We start from the raw sequence: 24,760 nt of genomic DNA on the forward strand, positions 1-24,760 counted from the left end.
CGCAGGTAAATTTCCCTGATGCTAATGGCGCTCATTTCCAGCATACGTGACTATTTTTATTGTGCTATAGCGTCAGAGTATAAATATTTTCCTGACCGCGATCCTAGCTAGACTAAAGTACAGGTTACGGGTCTTTACTTACGCGGGCGCGATTGCCAACGCCGTATTGAGGTGCGTCATGTCAGGAATATTAGCCGGTGCTGCCGCCGCTGAAGGGAAAATAAGAGACAGGCTGAAACGTGAGCTGCGCCATTTTCATGGCGTAAAATACGCCTACCTGCAGCTTGATAAGCTGCGCCCCGGGCAGTGGTTTCTGACCTCTGACTACCCGGAACCCTGGCTCGATTTCTACCAGAAACATCATTACCCGGCATGCGATCCCGTCGTGCAGGCGAGCCGGCATCAGGTCGCGCCCTTTTCCTGGCAGGAAACCTGCGTCACCACACAAGCCCCGCATTATGAGCATATTTTCAGCCAGTCGCGGCGCTACGACATCATCAGCGGCTGTACCTTTGTCCTGCACGATCACACCGATCACCTCACGCTGCTGTCGCTCAGTACGCCGACGGATAACCGTCACGGCGTACAGCAACTGCTGCGCCATCACCGGCAGCGTCTGCAGATGCTGTTGGTCGATACCCACAGCGCAGCTCTCAACGCGGCGGCTGCCCCGCCGCCGGCGCCCGCAGTCATGTTGTCGCCGCGCGAGAATGAAATCCTATACTGGGCCAGCATGGGGAAAACCTATCAGGAAATTGGCCAGATACTGGGAATTAAAACCGGCACGGTGAAATTTCATGTCGGCAATGCCGTGAGAAAGTTCGGCGTACTGAATGCCAAACATGCAATACGGCTGGGGACTGAGCGGCGCTTAATTACGCCGCCGCAAAGCGTCAGCCCATAAAAAAGCCGGCAATCTCTGCCGGCCTGGTATGTGTGCTGCGACGCTTAGCCTGCGACGGCAATGCGCTTCATATCGGTCATATAACCGCGCAGTTTGCGACCCACCGCTTCGATCGGGTGGTTACGCACCGCTTCGTTCACGTCGCGCAGCTGCGCGTTGTCAACCGCGGTTCCCGCCACAGATTTGCCCAGATCGCCCGCCTGCAGCGTGGTCATAAACTCTTTCAGCAACGGCACGGCGGCGTTGGCGAACAGGTAATTGCCGTACTCTGCGGTGTCGGAGATAACCACGTTCATTTCATACAGACGCTTACGGGCAATGGTATTGGCGATCAGCGGCAGTTCGTGCAGCGACTCATAGTACGCCGACTCTTCGATGATGCCGGAATCCACCATGGTTTCAAACGCCAGCTCAACGCCCGCTTTCACCATCGCCACCATCAGCACGCCGTTATCGAAGTACTCCTGCTCGCTGATTTTGCCTTCAAACTGCGGCGCGTTTTCAAACGCGGTTTTACCGGTCTCTTCACGCCAGGTCAGCAGCTTCACGTCGTCTTCCGCCCAGTCGGCCATCATGCCGCTGGAGAATGCGCCGGAGATGATGTCGTCCATGTGCTTCTGGAACAGCGGCGCCATGATGGTTTTCAGCTGCTCAGACAGCGCATAGGCACGCAGCTTGGCCGGGTTGGACAGGCGATCCATCATCAGAGTGATGCCGCCCTGCTTCAGGGCTTCGGTGATGGTTTCCCAGCCGTACTGAATCAGTTTCTCGGCGTAAGCCGGGTCGCTGCCTTCCGCCACCAGCTTATCGAAGCACAGCAGCGAGCCCGCCTGCAGCATACCGCACAGAATGGTCTGCTCGCCCATCAGGTCGGATTTTACTTCGGCCACGAAGGAAGACTCCAACACGCCGGCACGGTGGCCGCCGGTCGCCGCCGCCCATGCCTTGGCGATCGCCATGCCTTCGCCTTTCGGATCGTTTTCCGGGTGTACGGCGATCAGCGTCGGCACGCCGAAACCGCGTTTGTACTCTTCACGCACTTCGGTGCCCGGGCACTTCGGCGCCACCATCACGACGGTGATGTCTTTACGCACCTGCTCGCCTACTTCAACGATGTTGAAACCGTGCGAGTAGCCCAGCGCCGCACCGTCTTTCATCAGCGGCTGCACCGCGCGCACCACGGCTGAGTGCTGTTTGTCCGGCGTCAGGTTAACCACCAGATCGGCCTGCGGGATCAGTTCTTCATAAGTACCCACTTTAAAGCCGTTCTCGGTCGCTTTACGCCATGACGCGCGCTTTTCGTCGATCGCTTCCTGACGCAGCGCATATGCCACGTCCAGGCCGGAGTCACGCATGTTCAGACCCTGGTTCAGGCCCTGAGCGCCACAGCCGACAATCACCACTTTTTTCCCTTTCAGGTAGCCCGCCTCATCGGCAAATTCGTCGCGCGCCATAAAACGACACTTACCCAATTGCGCCAGCTGCTGACGCAGGTTCAATGTGTTGAAATAGTTAGCCATGGTGCTACTCCAGTTAGATGTTGTGTATTACATGTTATTTTCATTCCCCGCCCTGTCTGTGCGGAGATTCGTTAAACTCAATGTATAACAGGATTTGCGTTGCTTAAATTGATATATTAAGAACATCACGTTGCATTTTATGCAACGCCAGCGCTGCGAGCATACTGATATGGACTTACGCGATTTAAAGCTGTTTTTGCATCTGGCGGAGAGCCGCCATTTCGGCCGCACCGCCAAGGCGATGCACGTCAGCCCCTCGACCCTTTCCCGCCAGATACAGCGGCTGGAAGAGGGCATCGGCAAACCGCTGTTTCTGCGCGACAACCGCACCGTACAACTGACCGACGCCGGCGAATTGCTGAAGGTGTTCGCCCAGCAGACGCTGCTGCAGTACCAGCAGCTTAAGCACGCGCTCGGCCAGCACGGCCCGTCGCTCAGCGGCGAGCTGCGCCTGTTTTGCTCGGTGACCGCCGCCTACAGCCATTTGCCGCCGATCCTTGACCGCTTTCGCGCCCAGCATCCGCTGGTTGAAATCAAACTCACTACCGGCGATGCCGCCGATGCGGTGGATAAAATCCAGTCCAATGAGGCAGACCTCGGCATTGCCGGCCGGCCGGAAAGCCTGCCGGGCAGCGTCGATTTCACCAAGATCGGCGAAATTCCGCTGGTGCTGATCGCGCCGGCGCTGCCGTGCGCGGTGCGCACCCAGGCCTTTGCCGAGCAGCCCGACTGGGCCAATATTCCCTTTATCCTGCCGGAACACGGCCCGTCGCGGAAACGCATCGAACTGTGGTTCCGTCGGCAGCGCATCAGCAACCCGCTGATTTACGCCACCGTCGGCGGCCACGAGGCCATCGTCTCGATGGTGGCGCTCGGCTGCGGCATCGCGCTGATCCCCAGCGTGGTGGTGGACAACAGCCCGGAGCCGGTGCGCAACCGTATCTCGCAGTTGGACAATGTCTCGATGGTGGAGCCGTTTGAACTGGGGGTCTGCGTACAGCGCAAACGCCTTGGCGATCCGCTGATCGAAGCGTTCTGGCGCCTGCTGTAGCGCCACGCGACGTTTATAAATCGGCCGGGTCGATCTGCTTCATCGCCTCGACTTTCATCAGCCAGTGGTAAAGCGGCTCCAGCTGCTGAAAAGCCTGCGTCAGCATCGGCGCCAAATCGGCGCTGAACAGCTTTTCCACCTGATGGTCCGAGGCCATCACCGCGAAGGATTTGCGCTGATACCAGTGGGCAATCTCCGCCGCCTGGCCTTTGACCAACGGACGCTTGTAACTCTCCCCCACCAGCTCGAACGGCGGCCGGCAGCAGGCAGCCGCCGCCAGAAACTGCTGCGGCTGCCGCTGCAGCGTATGGCGGAACAGATCCATCGTCGGCTTGTTGGCGCTGTAGTAACCCAACCCGTAGCGCAGCATGTCCGGCCCCAGCTCAAAGAAATATACCGGCGCGTCTTTCCAGTCTTTGCTCGGCCGTTTGAAGGTCAGCCACATGCGGCTGCGATAACGGGATTTATCGTGGGAAAAACGCGTATCGCGGTGAATGCGCGACAGCGTTTTGCCGATCGCCGGCCGGGTCTCAAACTGCGGGTCGATCGCCAGCATCGCCGGCGCCAGCTGCTCCACCAGCCGGCGGAACGGCGTTAACAGCGTTTGTTCGTACAGCACGCGGTGCGCCTCAAACCACGCCTTGTCGTTTTCAATCCGCACCTGTTGCAGAAAGTCCAATCCCTGCTGACTAAATCCGGCAAACGACTGCATCATGGTTTCTCCTGTTGTTTGCACTATCTGCCGCGACGAATCTCCGCCATCTGCCAACGCCGTTTGACAAACACCCGGCGCCGACTGCGAAAGTAAGCCACATACAGATAAAAAATCGTTCGATGGCTGAAAATAAAACCGCCTGCGATGCCCAGCGACAACAGCGCCGCGCTGAAGAAACCGGAGACACCAACCCCCCAGGCAAACAGCGCAGCCAGCAACGCAACCAGCAACAACAGCAGATAATATTTCAACAATAGCACGCCGCTGTTTTTACCCTGCGTCAGTTGCAGCAGGATTAACGACATCCATACCGCCAATGTGGCGCCGCTGCCCAACAGCGCCAGCGCCGGCGACACGTTCGTGAAGGCAAACGCTACATCAGCCATCATGCCCATCACGCCCGCTACGCCGCATGTCAGGCCAATCATCATCCCCATGATATTGCCAATGCCCGGCGGGGCTAGCCGTTGGCCAGGCGTCAGAAAAAGCTGCTCCAGTTCAGGTTCAATGTCGGCAAACACGGCAGGATCGCGCGCTGCGATCTGCCGCTCCATCTCGCGTCCCTGGGCAATCAGACGGGTAACGATCGCCCTAGCCCTGTAGGAAGAAACGAAACGCCGGGTTATCCGTTTCATCATGGCAGTCGTAGCCCAGCGCCGTCAGATGCTGTTCAAACTCCGGCTCGCTTTGCGCCAGCTCGAAGGCCGCCAACACGCGGCCGAAGTCGGTGCCGTGGCTGCGGTAATGGAACAGGGAAATATTCCAGTGGGTGCCGAGCGTATTCAGGAACTTCAGCAACGCGCCGGGAGATTCCGGGAACTCAAAGCTGTACAGTCGTTCGCGCAGCGGCTTGGAAGGGCGGCCGCCCACCATATAGCGCACGTGCAGCTTGGCCATTTCATCGTCGGACAGATCCACCACCTGATAGCCGCCGGCCGTCAGTTCGCTGATGATTTCCCGCCGTTCCGCATGGCCGCGCGTTAAGCGCACGCCGACGAAGATGCAGGCGTTGTCGGCATCGGCATAGCGATAGTTGAACTCGGTGACCGAGCGGCCGCCCAGCAGCTGGCAGAACTTGAGGAAGCTGCCCTGCTGTTCGGGGATCGTCACCGCCAGTAAGGCTTCGCGCTGTTCGCCCAGCTCACAGCGTTCAGACACGTAGCGCAGACCGTGGAAATTCAGGTTGGCGCCGGACAGCACGTGCGCCAGCCGTTCGCCCTGAATATCGTGCTGCTGCACGTATTTTTTCAGCCCCGCCAGCGCCAGCGCGCCCGACGGTTCGGCAATCGCACGCACGTCCTCAAACAGGTCTTTTACCGCGGCGCAGATGGCGTCGCTGTCGACGGTGATCACGTCGTCCAGGTATTCACGGCACAGACGGAAGGTTTCATCGCCGATGCGTTTGACCGCCACGCCTTCGGCAAACAGCCCGACGCGGGCCAAATCCACCGGCTGACCGGCATCCAGCGCCGCCCGCAGACAGGCCGAATCTTCCGCTTCCACACCGATCACCTTGATTTGCGGCATCAGCTGTTTGATCAGCACCGCCACGCCGGCCGCCAGGCCGCCGCCGCCGACCGGAACAAACACCCGGTCCAGATGCGCGTCCTGCTGCAACAGCTCCATCGCCAGCGTGCCCTGACCGGCGATCACCGCCGGATGGTCGAACGGCGGCACAAAGGTCATGCCCTGCTGGCGGGACAACTCCACCGCTTTCGCCTTCGCTTCGTCAAAATTAGCGCCGTGCAGCAACACCTCGCCGCCGAAGCCGCGCACCGCATCCACCTTGATATCTGCGGTGGCGACCGGCATCACGATCAGGGTTTTAATCCCCAGACGGCTGCCGGACAGCGCCACGCCCTGTGCGTGGTTGCCGGCGGAGGCGGTGATCACACCGCGCGCCTTCTGCTCTTCGTTCAGGCCGGCAATCATCGCGTAAGCGCCGCGCAGCTTGAAGCTGTGCACCGGCTGGCGATCCTCACGCTTGACCAGCACTACGTTGCCCAGTCGCGAGGAGAGTTTCTCCATGGTTTGCAACGGGGTGACCTGCGCCACCTCGTAAACCGGCGAGCGAAGCACCGCCCGCAAATATTCCGCCCCGCAGGGGGCCTCTGATAGGGGTTGTGATACCGCCATGCCGCTTAGCCTCCCAGCTTGCTCTTATCGCGTACTGCGCCTTTGTCGGCGCTGGTGGCCAGCGTTGCGTAGGCACGCAGCGCATAAGACACCTGACGTTCACGGGACTTCGGCGTCCAGGCCGCATCGCCGCGCGCCAGTTCGGCTTCGCGCCGCGCCGCCAGTTCGCTGTCTGCCACGTCCAGTTTGATGCCGCGGTTCGGGATATCAATGGCGATCGTATCGCCATCCTGCACCAGCGCGATCAGGCCGCCGTTGGCCGCCTCCGGCGAGGCGTGACCGATGGATAAACCGGAGGTGCCGCCGGAGAAGCGCCCGTCGGTAATCAGCGCGCAGGCCTTGCCCAGCCCCATCGATTTCAGGTAGGTGGTCGGATAGAGCATTTCCTGCATGCCCGGCCCGCCTTTCGGCCCTTCGTAGCGGATGACCACCACGTCGCCGGCCTCGACTTTGCCGCCGAGGATTGCCTCCACCGCGTCCTCCTGGCTCTCATACACTTTGGCCGGGCCGCTGAATACCAGAATTTCCTTGTCGACGCCGGCGGTTTTAACGATACAGCCGTCTTCCGCCAGGTTGCCGTACAGCACCGCCAGCCCGCCGTCCTGACTGTAGGCATGCTCACGGGTGCGGATACAGCCCTCCTGGCGATCGGTGTCCAGCGAGTCCCAACGGCAATCCTGCGAGAATGCCTGCGTGGTGCGAATCCCCGCCGGCCCGGCGGCGTACATGTTCTTCACGTCTTCATCCTGGGTCAGCATCACATCATAGGCTTCCAGCGTTTGCGGCAGCGTCAGCCCCAGGACGTTGCTGACGTCGCGGTTCAGCAAACCGGCGCGATCCAGCTCGCCGAGGATGCCGATCACCCCGCCGGCACGGTGTACGTCTTCCATATGGTATTTCTGCGTGCTCGGCGCCACCTTGCACAGGTGCGGCACCTTGCGCGACAGGCGATCGATGTCCTCCATGGTGAAGTCCACCTCACCTTCCTGCGCCGCCGCCAGCAGGTGCAGGACGGTATTGGTCGAGCCGCCCATGGCGATATCCAGCGTCATGGCGTTCTCAAACGCCGCCTTATTGGCGATATTGCGCGGCAGCGCGCTTTCGTCATCCTGCTGATAGTAACGCTTGGTCAGCTCGACGATGCGTTTGCCCGCATTAAGGAACAGCTGCTTGCGATCGGCGTGCGTCGCCAGCAATGAGCCGTTGCCCGGCTGCGACAGCCCCAGCGCTTCGGTCAGACAGTTCATCGAGTTGGCGGTGAACATGCCGGAGCAGGAGCCGCAGGTCGGGCAGGCGGAGCGTTCAATCTGCTCGCTCTCGGCGTCGCTGACGTTGGGGTTCGCCCCCTGAATCATCGCGTCCACCAGATCCAGTTTGATAATCTGGTCGGACAGTTTGGTTTTACCGGCCTCCATCGGCCCGCCGGAGACGAAGATCACCGGAATATTGAGGCGCAATGCCGCCATCATCATGCCCGGCGTGATTTTGTCGCAGTTGGAGATGCACACCATGGCGTCGGCGCAGTGAGCATTGACCATATACTCCACCGAGTCGGCGATCAGCTCGCGCGAAGGCAGGGAGTAAAGCATGCCGCCGTGCCCCATGGCGATACCGTCGTCCACCGCAATGGTATTGAACTCTTTCGCCACGCCGCCGGAGGCTTCGATCTGTTCGGCAACCAGTTTACCTAGGTCGCGCAGATGCACGTGGCCCGGCACAAACTGGGTAAAGGAGTTGACCACCGCGATAATCGGCTTGCCGAAATCGGCCTCGGTCATCCCGGTTGCGCGCCACAGTGCGCGGGCGCCGGCCATATTGCGGCCGTGGGTGGTGGTGGCGGAACGTAACTTAGGCATGCTCTTTTCACTCCAATAAATACTGTTTTTATACGGGCGGCGAACGAACCGCCCGTTTATTCCCCGGATACAGCAAAGCGCGGGGCTGTGGTGTTGTCTGTCTGGCGTGGTTTGTTATGGGTTGATCGGATCCAGCCAGCCGTATTTGTCTTCGGTGGCGCCGGTAAACAGGCCGAAGAACGCCTGCTGAATCTGCTTGGTGACCGGGCCACACTTGCCGATGCCGACCTGAATGCCGTCAACGCTGCGCACCGGCGTAATTTCCGCCGCGGTGCCGGACATAAACACTTCGTCGGCCAGGTACAGCGATTCACGCGACAGCACCTGCTCACGCACCTCAATACCCAGATCTTTCGCCAGTTTGATAATGGCGTCGCGGGTAATGCCCGGCAGCGCCGAGGAGGTGAACGGCGGCGTGAACAGCACACCATCTTTTACTTCAAACAGGTTTTCACCGGCACCTTCCGAGATGTAGCCATGCACATCCAGCGCGATGCCTTCCTGATAACCGTGACGGCGCGCTTCGCTGCCCACCAGCAGGGAAGAGAGGTAGTTGCCGCCCGCTTTGGCCGCAGTCGGGATAGTATTTGGCGCCACGCGCTGCCAGGAAGAAACCATCGCATCGATACCTTGGTCCAGCGCCTCTTCACCCAGATACGCGCCCCAAGGAAACGCCGCGATAATCACGTCTGTCTTGTAGCCGTCCGGTGGGTTAACGCCCATCCCGACATCACCAACGAAGACCAGCGGACGGATATAGGCGCTGACCAGATTATTTTTACGCAGCGTGGCGCGGCAGGCTTCCATCAGCTCATCCACGCTCTGGGAAACCGGCATGCGGTAGATTTTTGCCGAGTCATGCAGGCGCTGCATATGCTCGCGGTGGCGGAACACCACCGGGCCTTTGTGGGAGTCATAGCAACGTACCCCTTCAAACACCGACGTGCCGTAATGCAAAGCATGTGACATCACGTGTACTTTAGCCTCGGCCCAAGGAACCATCTCACCATTGAACCAGATATAATCGGCTTTCTTCGTCATTGTTCTTTCCTTCTCGCGTCTTAGGCGCGTATTTGTTGTGATGTGTTGTTGTGTTGCTGGATTTCTACGCAGGAGACATCCATCAATTTATTTAACTGGGATGACAGTAAATCTACCGAACGCTGGCTGGCAACGGTCAATTCGATATTGACCCGGTCGCTGTTCAGGCCCGACGCCATATTCATAGCACAAACCTGGAAGCCGCGATGACGCACGACACGCAATACGCGTTCTAACATTTCAGGGCGAAAACGGGCCTGGATCGAGAGTTGATGCTGCATCATGATACTTTCTCCAACATGGTTTCGTTGCCGGCGCCCGGCGGCACCAGCGGCCAGACGTTTTCGAGTTCATCAATCGCCACCTGCAGCAGATACGGCCCGTCGCTGTTTAACAGCGCGTCGAGCGCCTCCGCCACCTGGTCTTTACGGGTAATGCGCTGGCCGGGGATACCGAACGCGCTGGCCAGCGTCAGGAAGTCGGGGTTATCGGACAGGTTGGTCTCACTGTAACGGCCGTCAAAAAACAGCTGCTGCCACTGGCGCACCATGCCCAGACGCTGGTTATCCAGCAAAACGATCTTCACCGGCAGTTGCTTACGCTTAATAGTGCCCAGCTCCTGGACGTTCATCATGAAAGAGCCGTCGCCCGACACGCAGATCACCGTATCTTCCGGCCGGGCGATCTGTGCGCCGACCGCGGCAGGCACGCCAAAGCCCATGGTGCCCAGCCCGCTGGAGGTGATGAAGTTTTCCGGCCGGTTGAATGTCATGTGCTGGGCGCTCCACATCTGGTGCTGCCCGACATCGGTGGTCACCACCGCATCGGCCGGCATGCGCTCCGACAGCTGTTTCAGCAATAACGGCGCGTAAATCGGTTGGCCCGGGTGATCGTAGCGCCAGGCGTGCATCGCTTTCAGTTCGCCGACGCGCTGCTGCCACTCGCCGATCGTCAGCGGTTGCTGCAGCGCCGGCAGCAGCGCCTTCAGATCGCCCTGCAGCGCAACGTGCGCCTGACGCAGTTTGTTCAACTCAACGGGGTCGATATCCATATGGATAACGTTGGCGTGCGGCGCAAAGGCGTTCAGCTTGCCGGTCACGCGATCGTCAAAACGTGCCCCGACCGCAATCAGCAAATCACACTCCTGCACCGCCAGGTTCGCCGCCTTGGTGCCGTGCATGCCCAGCATGCCGAGATAATACGGGTGTGCGGCGTCCGGCGCGCCCAGCCCTTTCAGGGTGGCGACCGTCGGCATCTGGGTGGCGGCGATAAATGCGCGCAGCGCCGGCACCGCCTGCGCCATACCGACGCCGCCGCCGACGTACAGCACCGGCTTTTGCGCCTGCGCCAACAGGGCGCTGGCCTGTTCGATGCCATCCATCGGCAGGTCGAATTCGTCGTTGACCGGCATCAGGTGCGGCGGTAAATCCGCCTGCGCCAGTTGGATGTCTTTCGGGATATCAATCAGCACCGGGCCGGGACGGCCGCTGGCGGCGATGGCAAACGCCTCGGCCATGATGCCCGGCAGCGCATCCAGCGATTCCACCAGGAAGCTGTGCTTGGTGCAGGCCAGCGACAGGCCCAAAACATCGATCTCCTGAAAGGCATCGGTACCGATCAACGCAGAACCGACCTGCCCGGTGATAGCCACCACGGGCACGGAATCCAGCAACGCATCCGCCAGGCCGGTGATCAGGTTGGTGGCGCCGGGGCCGGAGGTGGCGATGCAGACGCCAGTTTTACCGGTGGCGCGCGCATAGCCGATCGCCGCCATCGCCGCCCCTTGTTCATGACGGCACAGCAGGTGTTCCACCCCGCCGTCATACAACGCATCGTACACCGGCATGATTGCGCCGCCCGGATAGCCGAATACAGTATCAACCCCCTGTGCGCGCAACGCTTGAACCACCCACTGAGCACCATTCATAGTTATTTCCCCGCCTTACTTCGAGAATTGCAGGATTTTGTTCTGTTGTTCACTCTCTGCCCCTCACTTCACTTTTCTCTTGCCAATAAAAAACCCCCGGACCTGACGGTGCGGGGGTTCTCTTGCGATTCCGGCTTGTTTTTTAAGCCATTCTTCGTCCAAGTGCAGCCCCGCACGGTGGGATAATAATCACCACCACGCTAATCACGACTAGGCTAATCACTTGGGCAAACGCTTTCATAATAGGTATGTTCACTGTGCTCGTTTCGAACTAATGTCTACAGAGTTACCATAGTCATACTCGATATGACAATACTTTTTTTGCGTTATTATTCTACGCAATCTGGTCATACCTCGAACAAAGTGCTGTATTTTCAAACGTTAACATGTACAGCCGGCGATTTGGCCGCGCCGGACAGCGCTTTGCCGCGCGTGTCTTTACCAAACATCACCAGCAGAGTAATCACGATGGCCACCGTACCGGCGATGATCGCCATCGCTAAACCGTAGTTATGGCCATGGCTTTCCGCGATGCTCGCCTGCAGCGTCGCATTCACCGAGGCAATCAAATTACCCAGTTGATAAACAAACCCCGGCAGTACCGCACGCGTGTTGGCAGGCACCAGCTCATTCAGGTAAGTCGGCACCACGCCCCAGGCGCCCTGCACCATAAACTGCATCAGAAACGCGCCGACTCCTAACATCAGCGAACCGCTGGCAAACGCCCACAGCGGGATCACCGGCAATGCCAGCAATGCAGCGATGACAATGGCTTTTTTACGGCCGATCTTTTCCGACAGCACGCCAAAAAATACGCCGCCGATAATTGAGGCGATATTGTAGCTAATCGCGATGATACTGACGGTTTGTGGATCGAAACCGTGCTGAACTTTCAAGAACGCCGGGTACATATCCTGCGTGCCGTGAGAGAAGAAATTAAACGCCGCCATCAGCGCGACCAGATAAATACACAGTTTCCAATGCTGCTTCAGCACCGGCAGCAGCGCGGTGCTTTCTTTGCGCTGACGCGCTGCCAGCCACACCGGCGACTCCTGCACGCAATAGTAAATAAACGGCAGCAGCAAGATCGGCGCCGCGCCGATCACAAACATACCGCGCCAGCCCAGCAGCTCGAACAACGTGCCGTACACCACCGCCGCCAGCAAATAACCGAACGGGTAACCCGCCTGAAAAATACCGGACATCAGGCCGCGTGAACGGTCAGGAATGCTTTCCATCGCCAGCGAGGAGGCAACGCCCCAGATGCCGCCCATGGCAACGCCGTACAGCACGCGCAGCAGCAGGAAGATGGTCAGCGAAGGCGCGGCGGCAGACAGCAGCTCAAACACGGAGAAGAACACAATGTTCAGCATCAGGATTGGCTTGCGCCCATATTTTTCCGCCGCTCGGCCAAACAGCAGCGCACCGATCGGCCGTACGGCCAGCGTCAGCAGAATCGCCAGCGTGACCTCTTCCATACCGACGTGGAAAGCCTCGGCAATATCGCTGAGCAGAAAAACCAGAACAAAGAAATCAAAAGCATCTAGCGTCCAGCTGGCAAAGCTGGCGATGGCTGCATTGCGTTGCAACGACGTCCAACCAAACATAACGTTATTCCTACCATAGAGTACAAAGTGAATGGGATTCAACGGCAGTCGCCGCGGAGCGGGTGACGGTCGGGGATTGTGTTGATTAAGTGTTTTTTATTTTAATCAATTGTTAAATACACCCATTAACTCTCTGGTTGCAACTTGGTTAGCCTGCTAATTTGTTGCATCATTCATGGAATTGTTAACCAGTATTGCCGCACAACTCGCAAAAACCATGTATCTCAATGAAATAATTAACATTAATCTGAATTAACGACGCAATTTCACCAATCATGCCCTGCATTCGCGGCCAGGGAAGCGCATGCTGCCAGCCTGAGTAAGGAGGCTCTATGTCATTGGCGGTTATTTTTACTCGGGCTACGCTGGGCGTTCAGGCACCGTCGGTGACGGTTGAAGTTCATATCAGCAACGGATTGCCCGGATTAACGTTGGTCGGCCTGCCGGAAACCACGGTCAAGGAAGCAAGAGATCGGGTACGCAGCGCGTTGCTCAACAACGGTTTTACCTTTCCTGCAAAACGCATTACCGTCAATCTGGCGCCGGCGGACTTGCCCAAGGAAGGCGGGCGCTACGATCTGCCAATCGCCCTGGCGATCCTTGCCGCTTCAGAACAGATCCCAACCGATCGGTTGGCAAAACACGAATTTCTCGGCGAGTTGGCGCTGTCTGGCGCACTGCGCGCCGTCAGCGGCGCCATTCCTGCGGCGATTGCTGCGCAGCAAGACGGCAGAGGGCTTATATTGCCCGAGGAAAACGAGGGCGAAGTTGGCCTGCTACCGGATGAGGGAACACGCGTTGCGGCACACCTGCTAGCCGTCTGCGCCTTTCTGCAGGGCCAAGGCGAGCTGGCGCTTGCCGAGCCTCCTGCCGCTCTGTTCAACGCCTGCCAGGGCGACCTGCAGGATATTATTGGCCAGGAACAGGCCAAGCGGGCGCTGGAGATCGCCGCCGCCGGCGGGCATAACCTGCTGCTGCTCGGCCCGCCAGGCACCGGCAAAACCATGCTGGCAAGCCGCCTGCCGGGGTTATTACCGCCGTTAACCGACCAGGAAGCGCTGGAGAGCGTTGCGGTGGCCAGTCTGCAGCATCAGTCTGCCGGCAAGCTGCCGTGGCGCCAGCGGCCATTCAGGGCACCGCATCACAGCGCATCCATGGCTGCGCTGGTCGGCGGCGGTTCTCTGCCGCGCCCAGGGGAAATATCCATGGCGCACAACGGCGTGCTGTTCCTTGACGAGCTGCCAGAGTTTGAACGGCGCACGCTGGACGCCCTGCGCGAACCTTTGGAGTCGGGAGAAATTGTCATCTCGCGCGCCAGCGCCAAAGTCTGCTTTCCGGCGCGAATTCAGCTGATAGCCGCCATGAATCCCAGCCCGACAGGCCACTATCAGGGCATGCATAACCGTACCCCGCCGCAGCAGATACTACGCTACCTGGGGCGACTTTCCGGGCCGTTCCTCGACCGGTTCGACTTATCGATCGAAGTCCCCTTACTGCCACCCGGCACGCTGAGTAAACAACAACAGATAGGGGAAAGCAGCCAGCAGGTGCGCCAGCGGGTCATGGCAGCGCGGGAGCGGCAATTACAGCGTGCCGGCAAGATTAACGCCATTCTCGATAAGCCCGAGGTGGATCGCGATTGCTCACTGAGTGATGCAGACGCGCACTACCTGGAAACGACGCTGCTTAAGCTGGGGCTATCCGTGCGTGCCTGGCACCGCATTCTGAAGGTCGCACGCACGCTGGCCGATTTAGCGGGAGAAAAACAGATCGCCCGTCACCATCTCAGCGAAGCGTTAGGCTACCGGAGGATGGAGCGTCTGCTGATCCAGCTACATCGCAGCCTGGAATAAAAAAATGGGGCCGAAGCCCCATTCTTTTTAATCATCGCTGTCGGTGTAATCTTCCACCGCATCAGCCTGTGGCTTACCGCCGGACAGAGTATGGAATTTTTTCGGGCGACGCGTGCGTGCCAGATACTTGGTCCATACTTTTTCCTGCTCGGTAACCGGCTCACGTTCACCGCGGCACACTGCGACGAACAGCTGTTCTTCTTCAGTGGCTGGCTGGCGTTTCCCTGCATCCAACTCATTGAACGCATAGCCGAAACGCTCTAGCAATTGCGCTTCTTTAATGGTGAAATCGCCGTGACGGGAGAACCCGCGAGGGTAGTGTTTATTATCAAAAAAACGATTAGTCGTGGTGAAACTATCCGCCATCTGACACGCTCCTAATTCTCTTATGGCCGTGCTGTTTATGGCGCGGAGTATTAGATAGGCTTGACAGCGTGTAAAACAAAACATTTAAATCTTAACGACAAAAAAATTTTGGAGAAAGGCGTGGATACCGAATTACTGAAAACCTTTTTGGAGGTCAGTAGAACGCGTCACTTTGGCCGAGCCGCAGAATCTCTGTATTTAACGCAGTCGGCAGTCAGCTTTCGTATTCGTCAGTTGGAAAATCAATTAGGTGCGAATTTATTCACCCGCCACCGCAATAATATTCGTCTGACGCCGGCCGGAGAACGTCTGCTGCCCTACGCAGAAAGCCTGATGAACACCTGGCAGCTGGCCAAAAAAGAAGTTGTACGGTCGCCTCAGCATAGCGAACTGTCGATCGGCGCTAGCGCATCATTATGGGAAGCCTATCTGACTCCGTGGCTGCAGTCGCTTTACCAACAGCGTGAGACATTACAGCTGGAAGCACGCATCGCATTACGGCATTCGTTGGTAAAACAGCTGCACGAAAGACAGCTCGATTTACTGATTACCACCGAGCCGCCCAAAATGGATGAATTAACCAGCCAGCTACTGGGCAACTTTTCGTTACGACTCTTTTCCTCATCGCTACGCGATCGACAGGCGCCAATGCCCTATATCAAACTGGAATGGGGTGCAGATTTCCATCAGCAGGAAAGCCGAATGTTGGACGCGGAGACCGTACCGGTTCTGACTACCACATCTGCGCATCTGACGCGCCAGCTGCTGGAAACCACCGGCGGCTGCGCCTTTTTGCCAAGCCAATGGGAAAAGGAGTATCCGAACTTGATCGCCAACGCAGAAGCGCCAAGTATTACGCGCCCGCTATATGCCGTTTGGCTGCAAAATAGCGATCAGCAGCCGCTTATCCGTCAACTACTAAAAATACCTTTAAATACCGCAGCATGAGGCGCCACAGCCGTTTTAATTTTTCAATGGTAGGGGTAGAGTCTGCATCAATCAAAAAGGCCTCTATGGCCTTTTAAGCGGCAATAAAGCCACTCGCCAATTTATAGGCGCATCATCATCGCAAAAAGAGTTAACGTGAAGGAAAAATGGCGGGAGTAAAAAGCAAAAAACCCTTCGCTTGCGCAAAGGGTTTTTAATATGGCAGGGGCGGAGAGACTCGAACTCGCGACACCCGGTTTTGGAGACCGGTGCTCTACCAACTGAGCTACGCCCCTAAATCGTGCTTACCATTATGCCCGCTTGTCAGCAGGCATAATCTAAATAAGTGGCGGAACGGACGGGGCTCGAACCCGCGACCCCCTGCGTGACAGGCAGGTATTCTAACCAACTGAACTACCGCTCCACCGATTCTGTTACGTTGCTTTTTTCAAAGCAGCAAGGCTTCTTCTGAGCCTTGCAATTATCAGGCGTCACGCTGATAACGTTTATTTGATGCCTGGCAGTGTCCTACTCTCGCATGGGGAGACCCCACACTACCATCGGCGCTACGGCGTTTCACTTCTGAGTTCGGCATGGGGTCAGGTGGGACCACCGCGCTATTGCCGCCAGGCAAATTCTGTTTTAATCAACCCGCAACGCGTCCACGTCGCCAGTCAATCCAATCTCGGAACTTCACTGAAAATCAAATCGCGTCTCTAAAACACCTTCGGTGTTGTAAGGTTAAGCCTCACGGTTCATTAGTACTGGTTAGCTCAATGCATCGCTGCACTTACACACCCAGCCTATCAACGTCTTAGTCTTAAACGTTCCTTCAGGGGCCTTAAAGGCCCAGGGAAGACTCATCTTGAGGCAAGTTTCGCGCTTAGATGCTTTCAGCGCTTATCTTTTCCGCACTTAGCTACCGGGCAATGCCATTGGCATGACAACCCGAACACCAGTGGTGCGTTCACTCCGGTCCTCTCGTACTAGGAGCAACCCCTCTCAATCTTCCAACGCCCACGGCAGATAGGGACCGAACTGTCTCACGACGTTCTAAACCCAGCTCGCGTACCACTTTAAATGGCGAACAGCCATACCCTTGGGACCTACTTCAGCCCCAGGATGTGATGAGCCGACATCGAGGTGCCAAACACCGCCGTCGATATGAACTCTTGGGCGGTATCAGCCTGTTATCCCCGGAGTACCTTTTATCCGTTGAGCGATGGCCCTTCCATTCAGAACCACCGGATCACTAAGACCTGCTTTCGCACCTGCTCGAGCCGTCACTCTCGCAGTCAAGCTAGCTTATGCCTTTGCACTAACCTCACGATGTCCGACCGTGATTAGCTAACCTTCGTGCTCCTCCGTTACTCTTTGGGAGGAGACCGCCCCAGTCAAACTACCCACCAGACACTGTCCTCACCCCCGATTAGGGGGCCGAGTTAGAACATCAAACATTAAAGGGTGGTATTTCAAGGTTGGCTCCATGCAGACTGGCGTCCACACTTCAAAGCCTCCCACCTATCCTACACATCAAGGCTCAATGTTCAGTGTCAAGCTATAGTAAAGGTTCACGGGGTCTTTCCGTCTTGCCGCGGGTACACTGCATCTTCACAGCGAGTTCAATTTCACTGAGTCTCGGGTGGAGACAGCCTGGCCATCATTACGCCATTCGTGCAGGTCGGAACTTACCCGACAAGGAATTTCGCTACCTTAGGACCGTTATAGTTACGGCCGCCGTTTACCGGGGCTTCGATCAAGAGCTTCTGGTTACCCATAACCCCATCAATTAACCTTCCGGCACCGGGCAGGCGTCACACCGTATACGTCCACTTTCGTGTTTGCACAGTGCTGTGTTTTTATTAAACAGTTGCAGCCAGCTGGTATCTGCGACTGGCTTCAGCTCCATCCGCGAGGGACTTCACCTACGCGCCAGCGTGCCTTCTCCCGAAGTTACGGCACCATTTTGCCTAGTTCCTTCACCCGAGTTCTCTCAAGCGCCTGGGTATTCTCTACCTGACCACCTGTGTCGGTTTGGGGTACGATTTCGTGTTACCTGGAGCTTAGAGGCTTTTCCTGGAAGCTTGGCATCAACTACTTCTGCACCGTAGTGCATCGTCATCACGCCTCAGGGTTAACAAGTAACCGGATTTACCAGGTCACTCCCCCTACACGCTTAAACCGAGACAACCGTCGCTCGGCTAGCCTAGCCTTCTCCGTCCCCCCTTCGCAGTAACACCAAGTACAGGAATATTAACCTGTTTCCCATCGACTACGCTTTTCAGCCTCGCCTTAGGGGTCGACTCACCCTGCCCCGATTAACGTTGGACAGGAACCCTTGGTCTTCCGGCGTGCGGGTTTTTCACCCGCATTATCGTTACTTATGTCAGCATTCGCACTTCTGATACCTCCAGCATGCCTCGCAGCACACCTTCAACGGCTTACAGAACGCTCCCCTACCCAACAACACCTAAGTGTCGCTGCCGCAGCTTCGGTGCATGGTTTAGCCCCGTTACATCTTCCGCGCAGGCCGACTCGACCAGTGAGCTATTACGCTTTCTTTAAATGATGGCTGCTTCTAAGCCAACATCCTGGCTGTCTGTGCCTTCCCACATCGTTTCCCACTTAACCATGACTTTGGGACCTTAGCTGGCGGTCTGGGTTGTTTCCCTCTTCACGACGGACGTTAGCACCCGCCGTGTGTCTCCCGTGATAACATTCTTCGGTATTCGGAGTTTGCATCGGTTTGGTAAGCCGGGATGGCCCCCTAGCCGAAACAGTGCTCTACCCCCGAAGATGAGTTCACGAGGCGCTACCTAAATAGCTTTCGGGGAGAACCAGCTATCTCCCGGTTTGATTGGCCTTTCACCCCCAGCCACAAGTCATCCGCTAATTTTTCAACATTAGTCGGTTCGGTCCTCCAGTTAGTGTTACCCAACCTTCAACCTGCCCATGGCTAGATCACCGGGTTTCGGGTCTATACCTTGCAACTAGACGCCCAGTTAAGACTCGGTTTCCCTACGGCTCCCCTATTCGGTTAACCTTGCTACAAAATATAAGTCGCTGACCCATTATACAAAAGGTACGCAGTCACACCACGAAGGTGCTCCCACTGCTTGTACGTACACGGTTTCAGGTTCTATTTCACTCCCCTCGCCGGGGTTCTTTTCGCCTTTCCCTCACGGTACTGGTTCACTATCGGTCAGTCAGGAGTATTTAGCCTTGGAGGATGGTCCCCCCATATTCAGACAGGATAACACGTGTCCCGCCCTACTCATCGAACTCACGACCTGTGCATCTTCGTGTACGGGACTATCACCCTTTACTGTGCGACTTTCCAGACGCTTCCACTGACACACAAGCCGATTCAGGTTCTGGGCTCTTCCCCGTTCGCTCGCCGCTACTGGGGGAATCTCGGTTGATTTCTTTTCCTCGGGGTACTTAGATGTTTCAGTTCCCCCGGTTCGCCTCATGCCACTATGTATTCATGACATGATAATGTGTCGAAACACACTGGGTTTCCCCATTCGGGTATCGTCGGTTATAACGGTTCATATCACCTTACCGACGCTTTTCGCAGATTAGCACGCCCTTCATCGCCTCTGACTGCCTAGGCATCCACCGTGTACGCTTAGTCACTTAACCTCACAACCCGAAGGTGTCTTCCGACATCGTCGCGTTGCTACATTTGAGAGACTCTATGACAGGTTACTCCTCATCCCAAACGTCTACGGGGGACAAGTTTCAGCTGCCATGTTTCAATTTTCAGCTTGTTCCAGATTGTTAAAGAGCAAAATACTTCGCAGCATACTGTTGCCAATATACTCTGAAGTATTGATTTTCGGACTTATATGGTGGAGCTAAGCGGGATCGAACCGCTGACCTCCTGCGTGCAAGGCAGGCGCTCTCCCAGCTGAGCTATAGCCCCATATAATCGCGTGCAATACCTTTGTTATTACCAACTCGTAAAGAGTTAATTCTTTCTTAGGCAAGGCATGCGACCGGGAAGTTTACTTTGGTAAACGTACCGAGAGCATAACGCAGCATAAGGAAGAATTTGGTAGGCCTGAGTGGACTTGAACCACCGACCTCACCCTTATCAGGGGTGCGCTCTAACCACCTGAGCTACAAGCCTATAAAGGTATTTCTGCTCGTTACTTTTTCATCAGACAATCTGTGTGGACACTGCACAGTCAGGATATCTTTAGGTAAGGAGGTGATCCAACCGCAGGTTCCCCTACGGTTACCTTGTTACGACTTCACCCCAGTCATGAATCACAAAGTGGTAAGCGCCCTCCCGAAGGTTAAGCTACCTACTTCTTTTGCAACCCACTCCCATGGTGTGACGGGCGGTGTGTACAAGGCCCGGGAACGTATTCACCGTAGCATTCTGATCTACGATTACTAGCGATTCCGACTTCATGGAGTCGAGTTGCAGACTCCAATCCGGACTACGACGTACTTTATGAGGTCCGCTTGCCTTCGCAGGTTCGCTTCTCTTTGTATACGCCATTGTAGCACGTGTGTAGCCCTACTCGTAAGGGCCATGATGACTTGACGTCATCCCCACCTTCCTCCAGTTTATCACTGGCAGTCTCCTTTGAGTTCCCGGCCGAACCGCTGGCAACAAAGGATAAGGGTTGCGCTCGTTGCGGGACTTAACCCAACATTTCACAACACGAGCTGACGACAGCCATGCAGCACCTGTCTCAGAGTTCCCGAAGGCACCAATCCATCTCTGGAAAGTTCTCTGGATGTCAAGAGTAGGTAAGGTTCTTCGCGTTGCATCGAATTAAACCACATGCTCCACCGCTTGTGCGGGCCCCCGTCAATTCATTTGAGTTTTAACCTTGCGGCCGTACTCCCCAGGCGGTCGATTTAACGCGTTAGCTCCGGAAGCCACGCCTCAAGGGCACAACCTCCAAATCGACATCGTTTACGGCGTGGACTACCAGGGTATCTAATCCTGTTTGCTCCCCACGCTTTCGCACCTGAGCGTCAGTCTTCGTCCAGGGGGCCGCCTTCGCCACCGGTATTCCTCCAGATCTCTACGCATTTCACCGCTACACCTGGAATTCTACCCCCCTCTACGAGACTCTAGTCTGCCAGTTTCAAATGCAGTTCCCAAGTTAAGCTCGGGGATTTCACATCTGACTTAACAAACCGCCTGCGTGCGCTTTACGCCCAGTAATTCCGATTAACGCTTGCACCCTCCGTATTACCGCGGCTGCTGGCACGGAGTTAGCCGGTGCTTCTTCTGCGAGTAACGTCAATGTAATGCCGTATTAAGACACTACCCTTCCTCCTCGCTGAAAGTGCTTTACAACCCGAAGGCCTTCTTCACACACGCGGCATGGCTGCATCAGGCTTGCGCCCATTGTGCAATATTCCCCACTGCTGCCTCCCGTAGGAGTCTGGACCGTGTCTCAGTTCCAGTGTGGCTGGTCATCCTCTCAGACCAGCTAGGGATCGTCGCCTAGGTGAGCCATTACCCCACCTACTAGCTAATCCCATCTGGGCACATCCGATGGTGTGAGGCCCGAAGGTCCCCCACTTTGGTCCGAAGACGTTATGCGGTATTAGCCACCGTTTCCAGTGGTTATCCCCCTCCATCGGGCAGTTTCCCAGACATTACTCACCCGTCCGCCGCTCGCCGGCAAAGTAGCAAGCTACTTTCCGCTGCCGCTCGACTTGCATGTGTTAGGCCTGCCGCCAGCGTTCAATCTGAGCCATGATCAAACTCTTCAATTAAAAGCTTGATTCGCTAAGTTAATAGCTATTGCTCAAAGATTTACTGCATGAATTTTACTTCAGTTAGTCACTCTTCAAGACTTGATATTTTTTTGCATCCGAAGATGCTGGATATCGTCTTGTGAGTGCCCACACAGATTGTCTGATAAATTGTTAAAGAGCATCGCCGGAGATAATTCTCATCGGCGCGGGCTGCGTATACTACGCTTTTCGCCCGGAGAGTCAAGCGTTTATTTCGCTTTCTTCTCGCTGACCCGGCGGCTTGTCAGTCGTTGTTCCCGGTCAGTGGAGGCGCATTATAGGGAGTTCTCAGAACGCCGCAACCCCTAATTTCAAAAAACTTTTCAACCGTTGAACATTTAATCAAAATGGCGTTAAAGCGGCAGTTTTTTCAGCGATTTGAGGCCGTAACCCTGTAAAACGGGCAATAAAGCATCAGTATCTTCATTTAACGCCAGACAGTAGGCAAGATTGTCATCCTGCGTCGATACCAAATTTTCCTGCGTTGAGATCAACCAGGCGGTACGACGGGCAATCGCCGCACCGGAATCCACCAGCCGCGTCCCTTCCGGCAGCACCTGCATCAACTCATCCGCTAATAGCGGGAAGTGGGTGCAGCCCAACACGACCGTGTCCGGCGGTTCGCGCATGCTCAGCCAAGGCTGCAGAATTTTCTTCAGCGCCGGCAGCGGCACCTCTTCGCCATGCAGTTTCGCCTCCGCCAGCTCTACCAGCTCGGACGAGCCCAGCAACTCAATTTGGCAGTCGGTGGCAAAGCGGGCGATCAATTCACGGGTATAGGCGCGCTGCACGGTTCCGCGCGTTGCCAGCAGCCCGACGCTGCCATTAACCGTCAAACGGGCGGCGGGCTTGATAGCGGGAACAACGCCCACCACCGGAAACTCGAAGCGTTCACGTAAAGCAGGTAAGGAAACGGTACTGGCGGTGTTACAGGCAATAATCACAATCGCCAGAGGGTGTCGCTGCTGTACTGCGCCGACAATCTCCAGCACGCGTTCAACGATAAATTCCTCGGACTTCTCACCATAAGGGAAGGCCACATTATCGAAAGCGTATATATAGTGGAGATCCGGCAACAGCTGCCGAACCTCCTGATACACCGACAACCCGCCGACGCCGGAATCAAATACCAGCACCGTCGGGCGCGGCGCAGCGGTGGAATTAGAAGGTATAGCTTCCGGTGAGGTAGTACTCTCTCCCTGGAGTAGCGTAGCCATATGCCGTCTCATAATCTTTATCAAACAGGTTGGCAATTCTACCACGAACTGTCAGATGTGATGTGACCGGATACGACACCGCGAGATCCCACAGGCTGACGCCGCCGAGCTTCACGCTGCGCGCCGGGTAACCGCTGTAGTCTTTATCGTAACGTTGTCCCAGGTAATGATAGGTCACCGCCCAGTCCAAATCGTATATCTGCCAGTCCAGCTCATACTTTACCTGCTGTTTGGCGCGACGCGGCAGCAACTCATTGGTTTTGGCATTGCGCGCATCCACATAGTCGTAACCCAACTGATGGGTTAACGGACCGGTATCAAACGATGCGGTAGCCTCAACGCCCTTAATTCTCGCCTTGCCGATGTTGTAATAACGGTAAGTCACCGGATCGCTGTCAATCAGGTTATCAACGTCATTACGGTAAGCAGATACATGCCAGCTCACCGGCCCGCTCACCCCTTCAAAGCCGCCTTCCCACTGTTTACTCTCTTCCGGCTTCAGGGAGCCGTTGCCATAAAAGTCGCTGTACAGCTGCCCCATATTCGGCGCTTTAAATGCGGTGCCGTAAGAGGCGATAAACCGGTAGCCTTCCACAAATTCCCACGCTGCACTGGTCTGCCAGGTACCATGCCAGCCAAACTCGCTGTTGTCGTCGCCGCGTACCGCCGCTTCCAGCGTTACCGGGCCAAGCAGCTGCTGGCCGGTCAGGTACAGTCCGGTATTGCGCTGGCTTTTTTCTTCCGTCACCGAGGCGGTATTCGGTTTGATTTTTTGATTCTGCCAGTCAGCGCCGGCGCTCAGCGTCCCCTGCCCTAGCCGCCATGTATTTCCCCACTGCAGATTGTATTGCTCAACATCATCCAGCCGCGCTGAACTTGCATACTGCCCAAGGCGCGGATCGTAGTTGTAATCTTTGCTGTGGCTGTAACTACCTACCAGTTGGGTGGCGTAAATACCCTGCTGATAGCGCACACCGCTGTCCCAGGTCTGGCTGTACAATTTACGCGTGTCCACCAGCGCCGCGCCGGGTGAATAATAGCCGTCATACGCCGTGCGGTTGTCATAACCATAGCCACGGAAGAAGCCGCTGAGCCGTTCATTAAACTGGTGCTGAACCGAGCCATACAGCGACTTGCTCATAAAGCCATCGCGGTCCTGTTGGCTTTGCAGGCCGGTACTGCCGTAGGCGACAACGTCATACCCTTTGGTATAGGTATAGTTGCCGGCCAGGGTGGCGACGGTATTCTCCCCCAGTGGCTGCTGAGTCGCAGCGTCATAGGCCTGATAGCCGTTGCTGCCAACGCCGGCAGACAGCGTGGTGCCGTTCTTTTCACGGGTGGTGATAATGTTGACCACGCCGCCGATAGCGTCGGAACCGTACACCGCCGAACGCGGGCCACGAATATATTCCACCTTCTGCACCAGCGAGAGAGGAATTTGGCTCAGATCGGAAGAACCGCTGACGCCGGCCTGATTCAGGCGAATACCGTCGATCAGCAGCAGTACATGGCTGGAGTTGGTGCCGCGGATAAACAGTGAACTGTTCTGCCCCATACCGCCGTTCTGCGCGATATCTACCCCCGGCAGACGACGCATCACGTCGGTCAGGCTTTTGGCCTGCCAGCGATCGATATCATTGCGGGTGACCACCGAGGTCGGCGCCAATACGGAAGAAACAGGTTGCGGGAAGCGGTTGGCCGACACCACCAGATTCTCGCCGTTGTTATTGATTGCTGCGTTGTCTTGCGCCCAGACGGAAAAAGCCGTGACGGAGGAAGCCACCGCCAGCAGCGTATTTTTTATCGTTATCATGAGAAAAGCATCCAAACTTAATTGGCGGATGCCGCAGATCCCTGGCCGAGATTCG

Annotated in this window: 17 protein-coding genes, 4 tRNA genes and 3 rRNA genes; 4 read left to right on the forward strand and 20 right to left on the reverse strand. The window is 56.6% G+C overall.

The genetic code is table 11. From position 1 onward, the window contains the following. Positions 1-178 precede the first annotated feature (178 nt). On the forward strand, positions 179-904 hold the full coding sequence (locus tag TAN611_RS22420) for a LuxR family transcriptional regulator (RefSeq protein WP_203067021.1): 726 nt from the start codon (positions 179-181) through the stop codon (positions 902-904). Positions 905-948: 44 nt separating this feature from the next. On the opposite strand, the gene ilvC is transcribed toward TAN611_RS22420, so the two are convergent. Continuing rightward, a complete protein-coding gene (gene ilvC / locus TAN611_RS22425) occupies positions 949-2,424 on the reverse strand; it encodes a ketol-acid reductoisomerase (protein WP_105233018.1) in 1,476 nt (491 codons plus the stop codon). Between the two features lie 169 nt (positions 2,425-2,593). Between ilvC and ilvY the strand changes: the two genes are divergently transcribed. Next, the gene (gene ilvY / locus TAN611_RS22430; RefSeq protein ID WP_105233550.1) at positions 2,594-3,475 is read left to right on the forward strand and encodes an HTH-type transcriptional activator IlvY; all 882 of its coding nucleotides are present in this window, start codon (positions 2,594-2,596) and stop codon (positions 3,473-3,475) included. A gap of 13 nt (positions 3,476-3,488) precedes the next feature. Here the strand turns inward: ilvY and TAN611_RS22435 are convergent, their stop codons facing one another. From TAN611_RS22435 to TAN611_RS22475, 9 genes are all read right to left on the reverse strand, one after another. Continuing rightward, positions 3,489-4,190: a DUF2461 domain-containing protein gene (locus tag TAN611_RS22435; RefSeq protein WP_203067022.1), complete on the reverse strand. Its 702-nt coding sequence runs from the start codon at positions 4,188-4,190 to the stop codon at positions 3,489-3,491. Between the two features lie 20 nt (positions 4,191-4,210). Continuing rightward, positions 4,211-4,828, reverse strand: a complete 618-nt coding sequence (locus TAN611_RS22440; RefSeq protein ID WP_238404487.1) for a hypothetical protein — start codon at positions 4,826-4,828, stop codon at positions 4,211-4,213. Further along, on the reverse strand, positions 4,782-6,326 hold the full coding sequence (gene ilvA / locus TAN611_RS22445) for a threonine ammonia-lyase, biosynthetic (RefSeq protein WP_111737942.1): 1,545 nt from the start codon (positions 6,324-6,326) through the stop codon (positions 4,782-4,784). The genes TAN611_RS22440 and ilvA overlap by 47 nt, the downstream gene beginning before the upstream one ends. A gap of 5 nt (positions 6,327-6,331) precedes the next feature. After that, positions 6,332-8,182, reverse strand: coding sequence for a dihydroxy-acid dehydratase (ilvD, locus tag TAN611_RS22450; protein ID WP_105233022.1), 1,851 nt, complete (start codon positions 8,180-8,182; stop codon positions 6,332-6,334). 114 nt (positions 8,183-8,296) lie between these two features. Next, positions 8,297-9,223, reverse strand: a complete 927-nt coding sequence (locus TAN611_RS22455; RefSeq protein ID WP_105233023.1) for a branched-chain amino acid transaminase — start codon at positions 9,221-9,223, stop codon at positions 8,297-8,299. A 20-nt stretch (positions 9,224-9,243) separates the two neighbouring features. Continuing rightward, positions 9,244-9,507 carry an acetolactate synthase 2 small subunit gene (ilvM, locus tag TAN611_RS22460; RefSeq protein WP_105233024.1) on the reverse strand — a complete coding sequence of 88 codons (264 nt, stop codon included), beginning with the start codon at positions 9,505-9,507 and terminating at the stop codon, positions 9,244-9,246. Further along, positions 9,504-11,150 (reverse strand): acetolactate synthase 2 catalytic subunit, encoded by a 1,647-nt coding sequence (ilvG, locus tag TAN611_RS22465; RefSeq protein ID WP_160029515.1) that lies wholly within the window; start codon positions 11,148-11,150, stop codon positions 9,504-9,506. The genes ilvM and ilvG overlap by 4 nt, the downstream gene beginning before the upstream one ends. Before the next feature lie 142 nt (positions 11,151-11,292). Further along, entirely contained in the window at positions 11,293-11,391 is a 99-nt protein-coding gene (ilvL, locus tag TAN611_RS22470; RefSeq protein WP_015962288.1) for an ilv operon leader peptide, read from the reverse strand. 133 nt (positions 11,392-11,524) lie between these two features. Beyond that, positions 11,525-12,757, reverse strand: coding sequence for an MFS transporter (locus TAN611_RS22475; protein ID WP_203067023.1), 1,233 nt, complete (start codon positions 12,755-12,757; stop codon positions 11,525-11,527). A gap of 332 nt (positions 12,758-13,089) precedes the next feature. Between TAN611_RS22475 and TAN611_RS22480 the strand changes: the two genes are divergently transcribed. After that, positions 13,090-14,610, forward strand: a complete 1,521-nt coding sequence (locus tag TAN611_RS22480) for a YifB family Mg chelatase-like AAA ATPase (protein ID WP_187043909.1) — start codon at positions 13,090-13,092, stop codon at positions 14,608-14,610. Between the two features lie 27 nt (positions 14,611-14,637). Here TAN611_RS22480 and TAN611_RS22485 read toward each other — a convergent pair whose 3' ends face one another. After that, a complete protein-coding gene (locus TAN611_RS22485; RefSeq protein ID WP_105233028.1) occupies positions 14,638-14,976 on the reverse strand; it encodes a DUF413 domain-containing protein in 339 nt (112 codons plus the stop codon). Positions 14,977-15,096: 120 nt separating this feature from the next. Between TAN611_RS22485 and hdfR the strand changes: the two genes are divergently transcribed. Continuing rightward, positions 15,097-15,924, forward strand: coding sequence for an HTH-type transcriptional regulator HdfR (gene hdfR, locus TAN611_RS22490; protein ID WP_105233029.1), 828 nt, complete (start codon positions 15,097-15,099; stop codon positions 15,922-15,924). Between the two features lie 199 nt (positions 15,925-16,123). On the opposite strand, the gene TAN611_RS22495 is transcribed toward hdfR, so the two are convergent. The 9 genes from TAN611_RS22495 to btuB all read right to left on the reverse strand — a co-directional run bounded on the left by TAN611_RS22495 (position 16,124) and on the right by btuB (position 24,705). Beyond that, positions 16,124-16,199 (reverse strand) — tRNA-Trp (locus TAN611_RS22495). A 51-nt stretch (positions 16,200-16,250) separates the two neighbouring features. Further along, positions 16,251-16,327, reverse strand: a tRNA-Asp gene (locus TAN611_RS22500). Positions 16,328-16,418: 91 nt separating this feature from the next. Then, positions 16,419-16,534 (reverse strand): 5S ribosomal RNA (gene rrf / locus TAN611_RS22505). Positions 16,535-16,640: 106 nt separating this feature from the next. Then, positions 16,641-19,548: ribosomal RNA gene (locus TAN611_RS22510) — 23S ribosomal RNA — on the reverse strand. A gap of 207 nt (positions 19,549-19,755) precedes the next feature. Further along, positions 19,756-19,831: transfer RNA gene (locus TAN611_RS22515), tRNA-Ala, on the reverse strand. Positions 19,832-19,961: 130 nt separating this feature from the next. Further along, positions 19,962-20,038: transfer RNA gene (locus TAN611_RS22520), tRNA-Ile, on the reverse strand. A 74-nt stretch (positions 20,039-20,112) separates the two neighbouring features. Beyond that, positions 20,113-21,654, reverse strand: a 16S ribosomal RNA gene (locus tag TAN611_RS22525). Together the 16S, 23S and 5S rRNA genes with 4 tRNA genes alongside form the textbook arrangement of a ribosomal RNA operon. 374 nt (positions 21,655-22,028) lie before the next feature. Further along, the gene (murI, locus tag TAN611_RS22530) at positions 22,029-22,892 is read right to left on the reverse strand and encodes a glutamate racemase (protein WP_203067024.1); all 864 of its coding nucleotides are present in this window, start codon (positions 22,890-22,892) and stop codon (positions 22,029-22,031) included. After that, positions 22,837-24,705, reverse strand: coding sequence for a TonB-dependent vitamin B12 receptor BtuB (btuB, locus tag TAN611_RS22535; RefSeq protein ID WP_105233031.1), 1,869 nt, complete (start codon positions 24,703-24,705; stop codon positions 22,837-22,839). The genes murI and btuB overlap by 56 nt, the downstream gene beginning before the upstream one ends. Positions 24,706-24,760: the final 55 nt, after the last annotated feature.

The organism is Serratia sp. Tan611 (genome assembly GCF_905188235.1).
GTDB classification, from domain to species: domain Bacteria; phylum Pseudomonadota; class Gammaproteobacteria; order Enterobacterales; family Enterobacteriaceae; genus Serratia_B; species Serratia_B rhizosphaerae.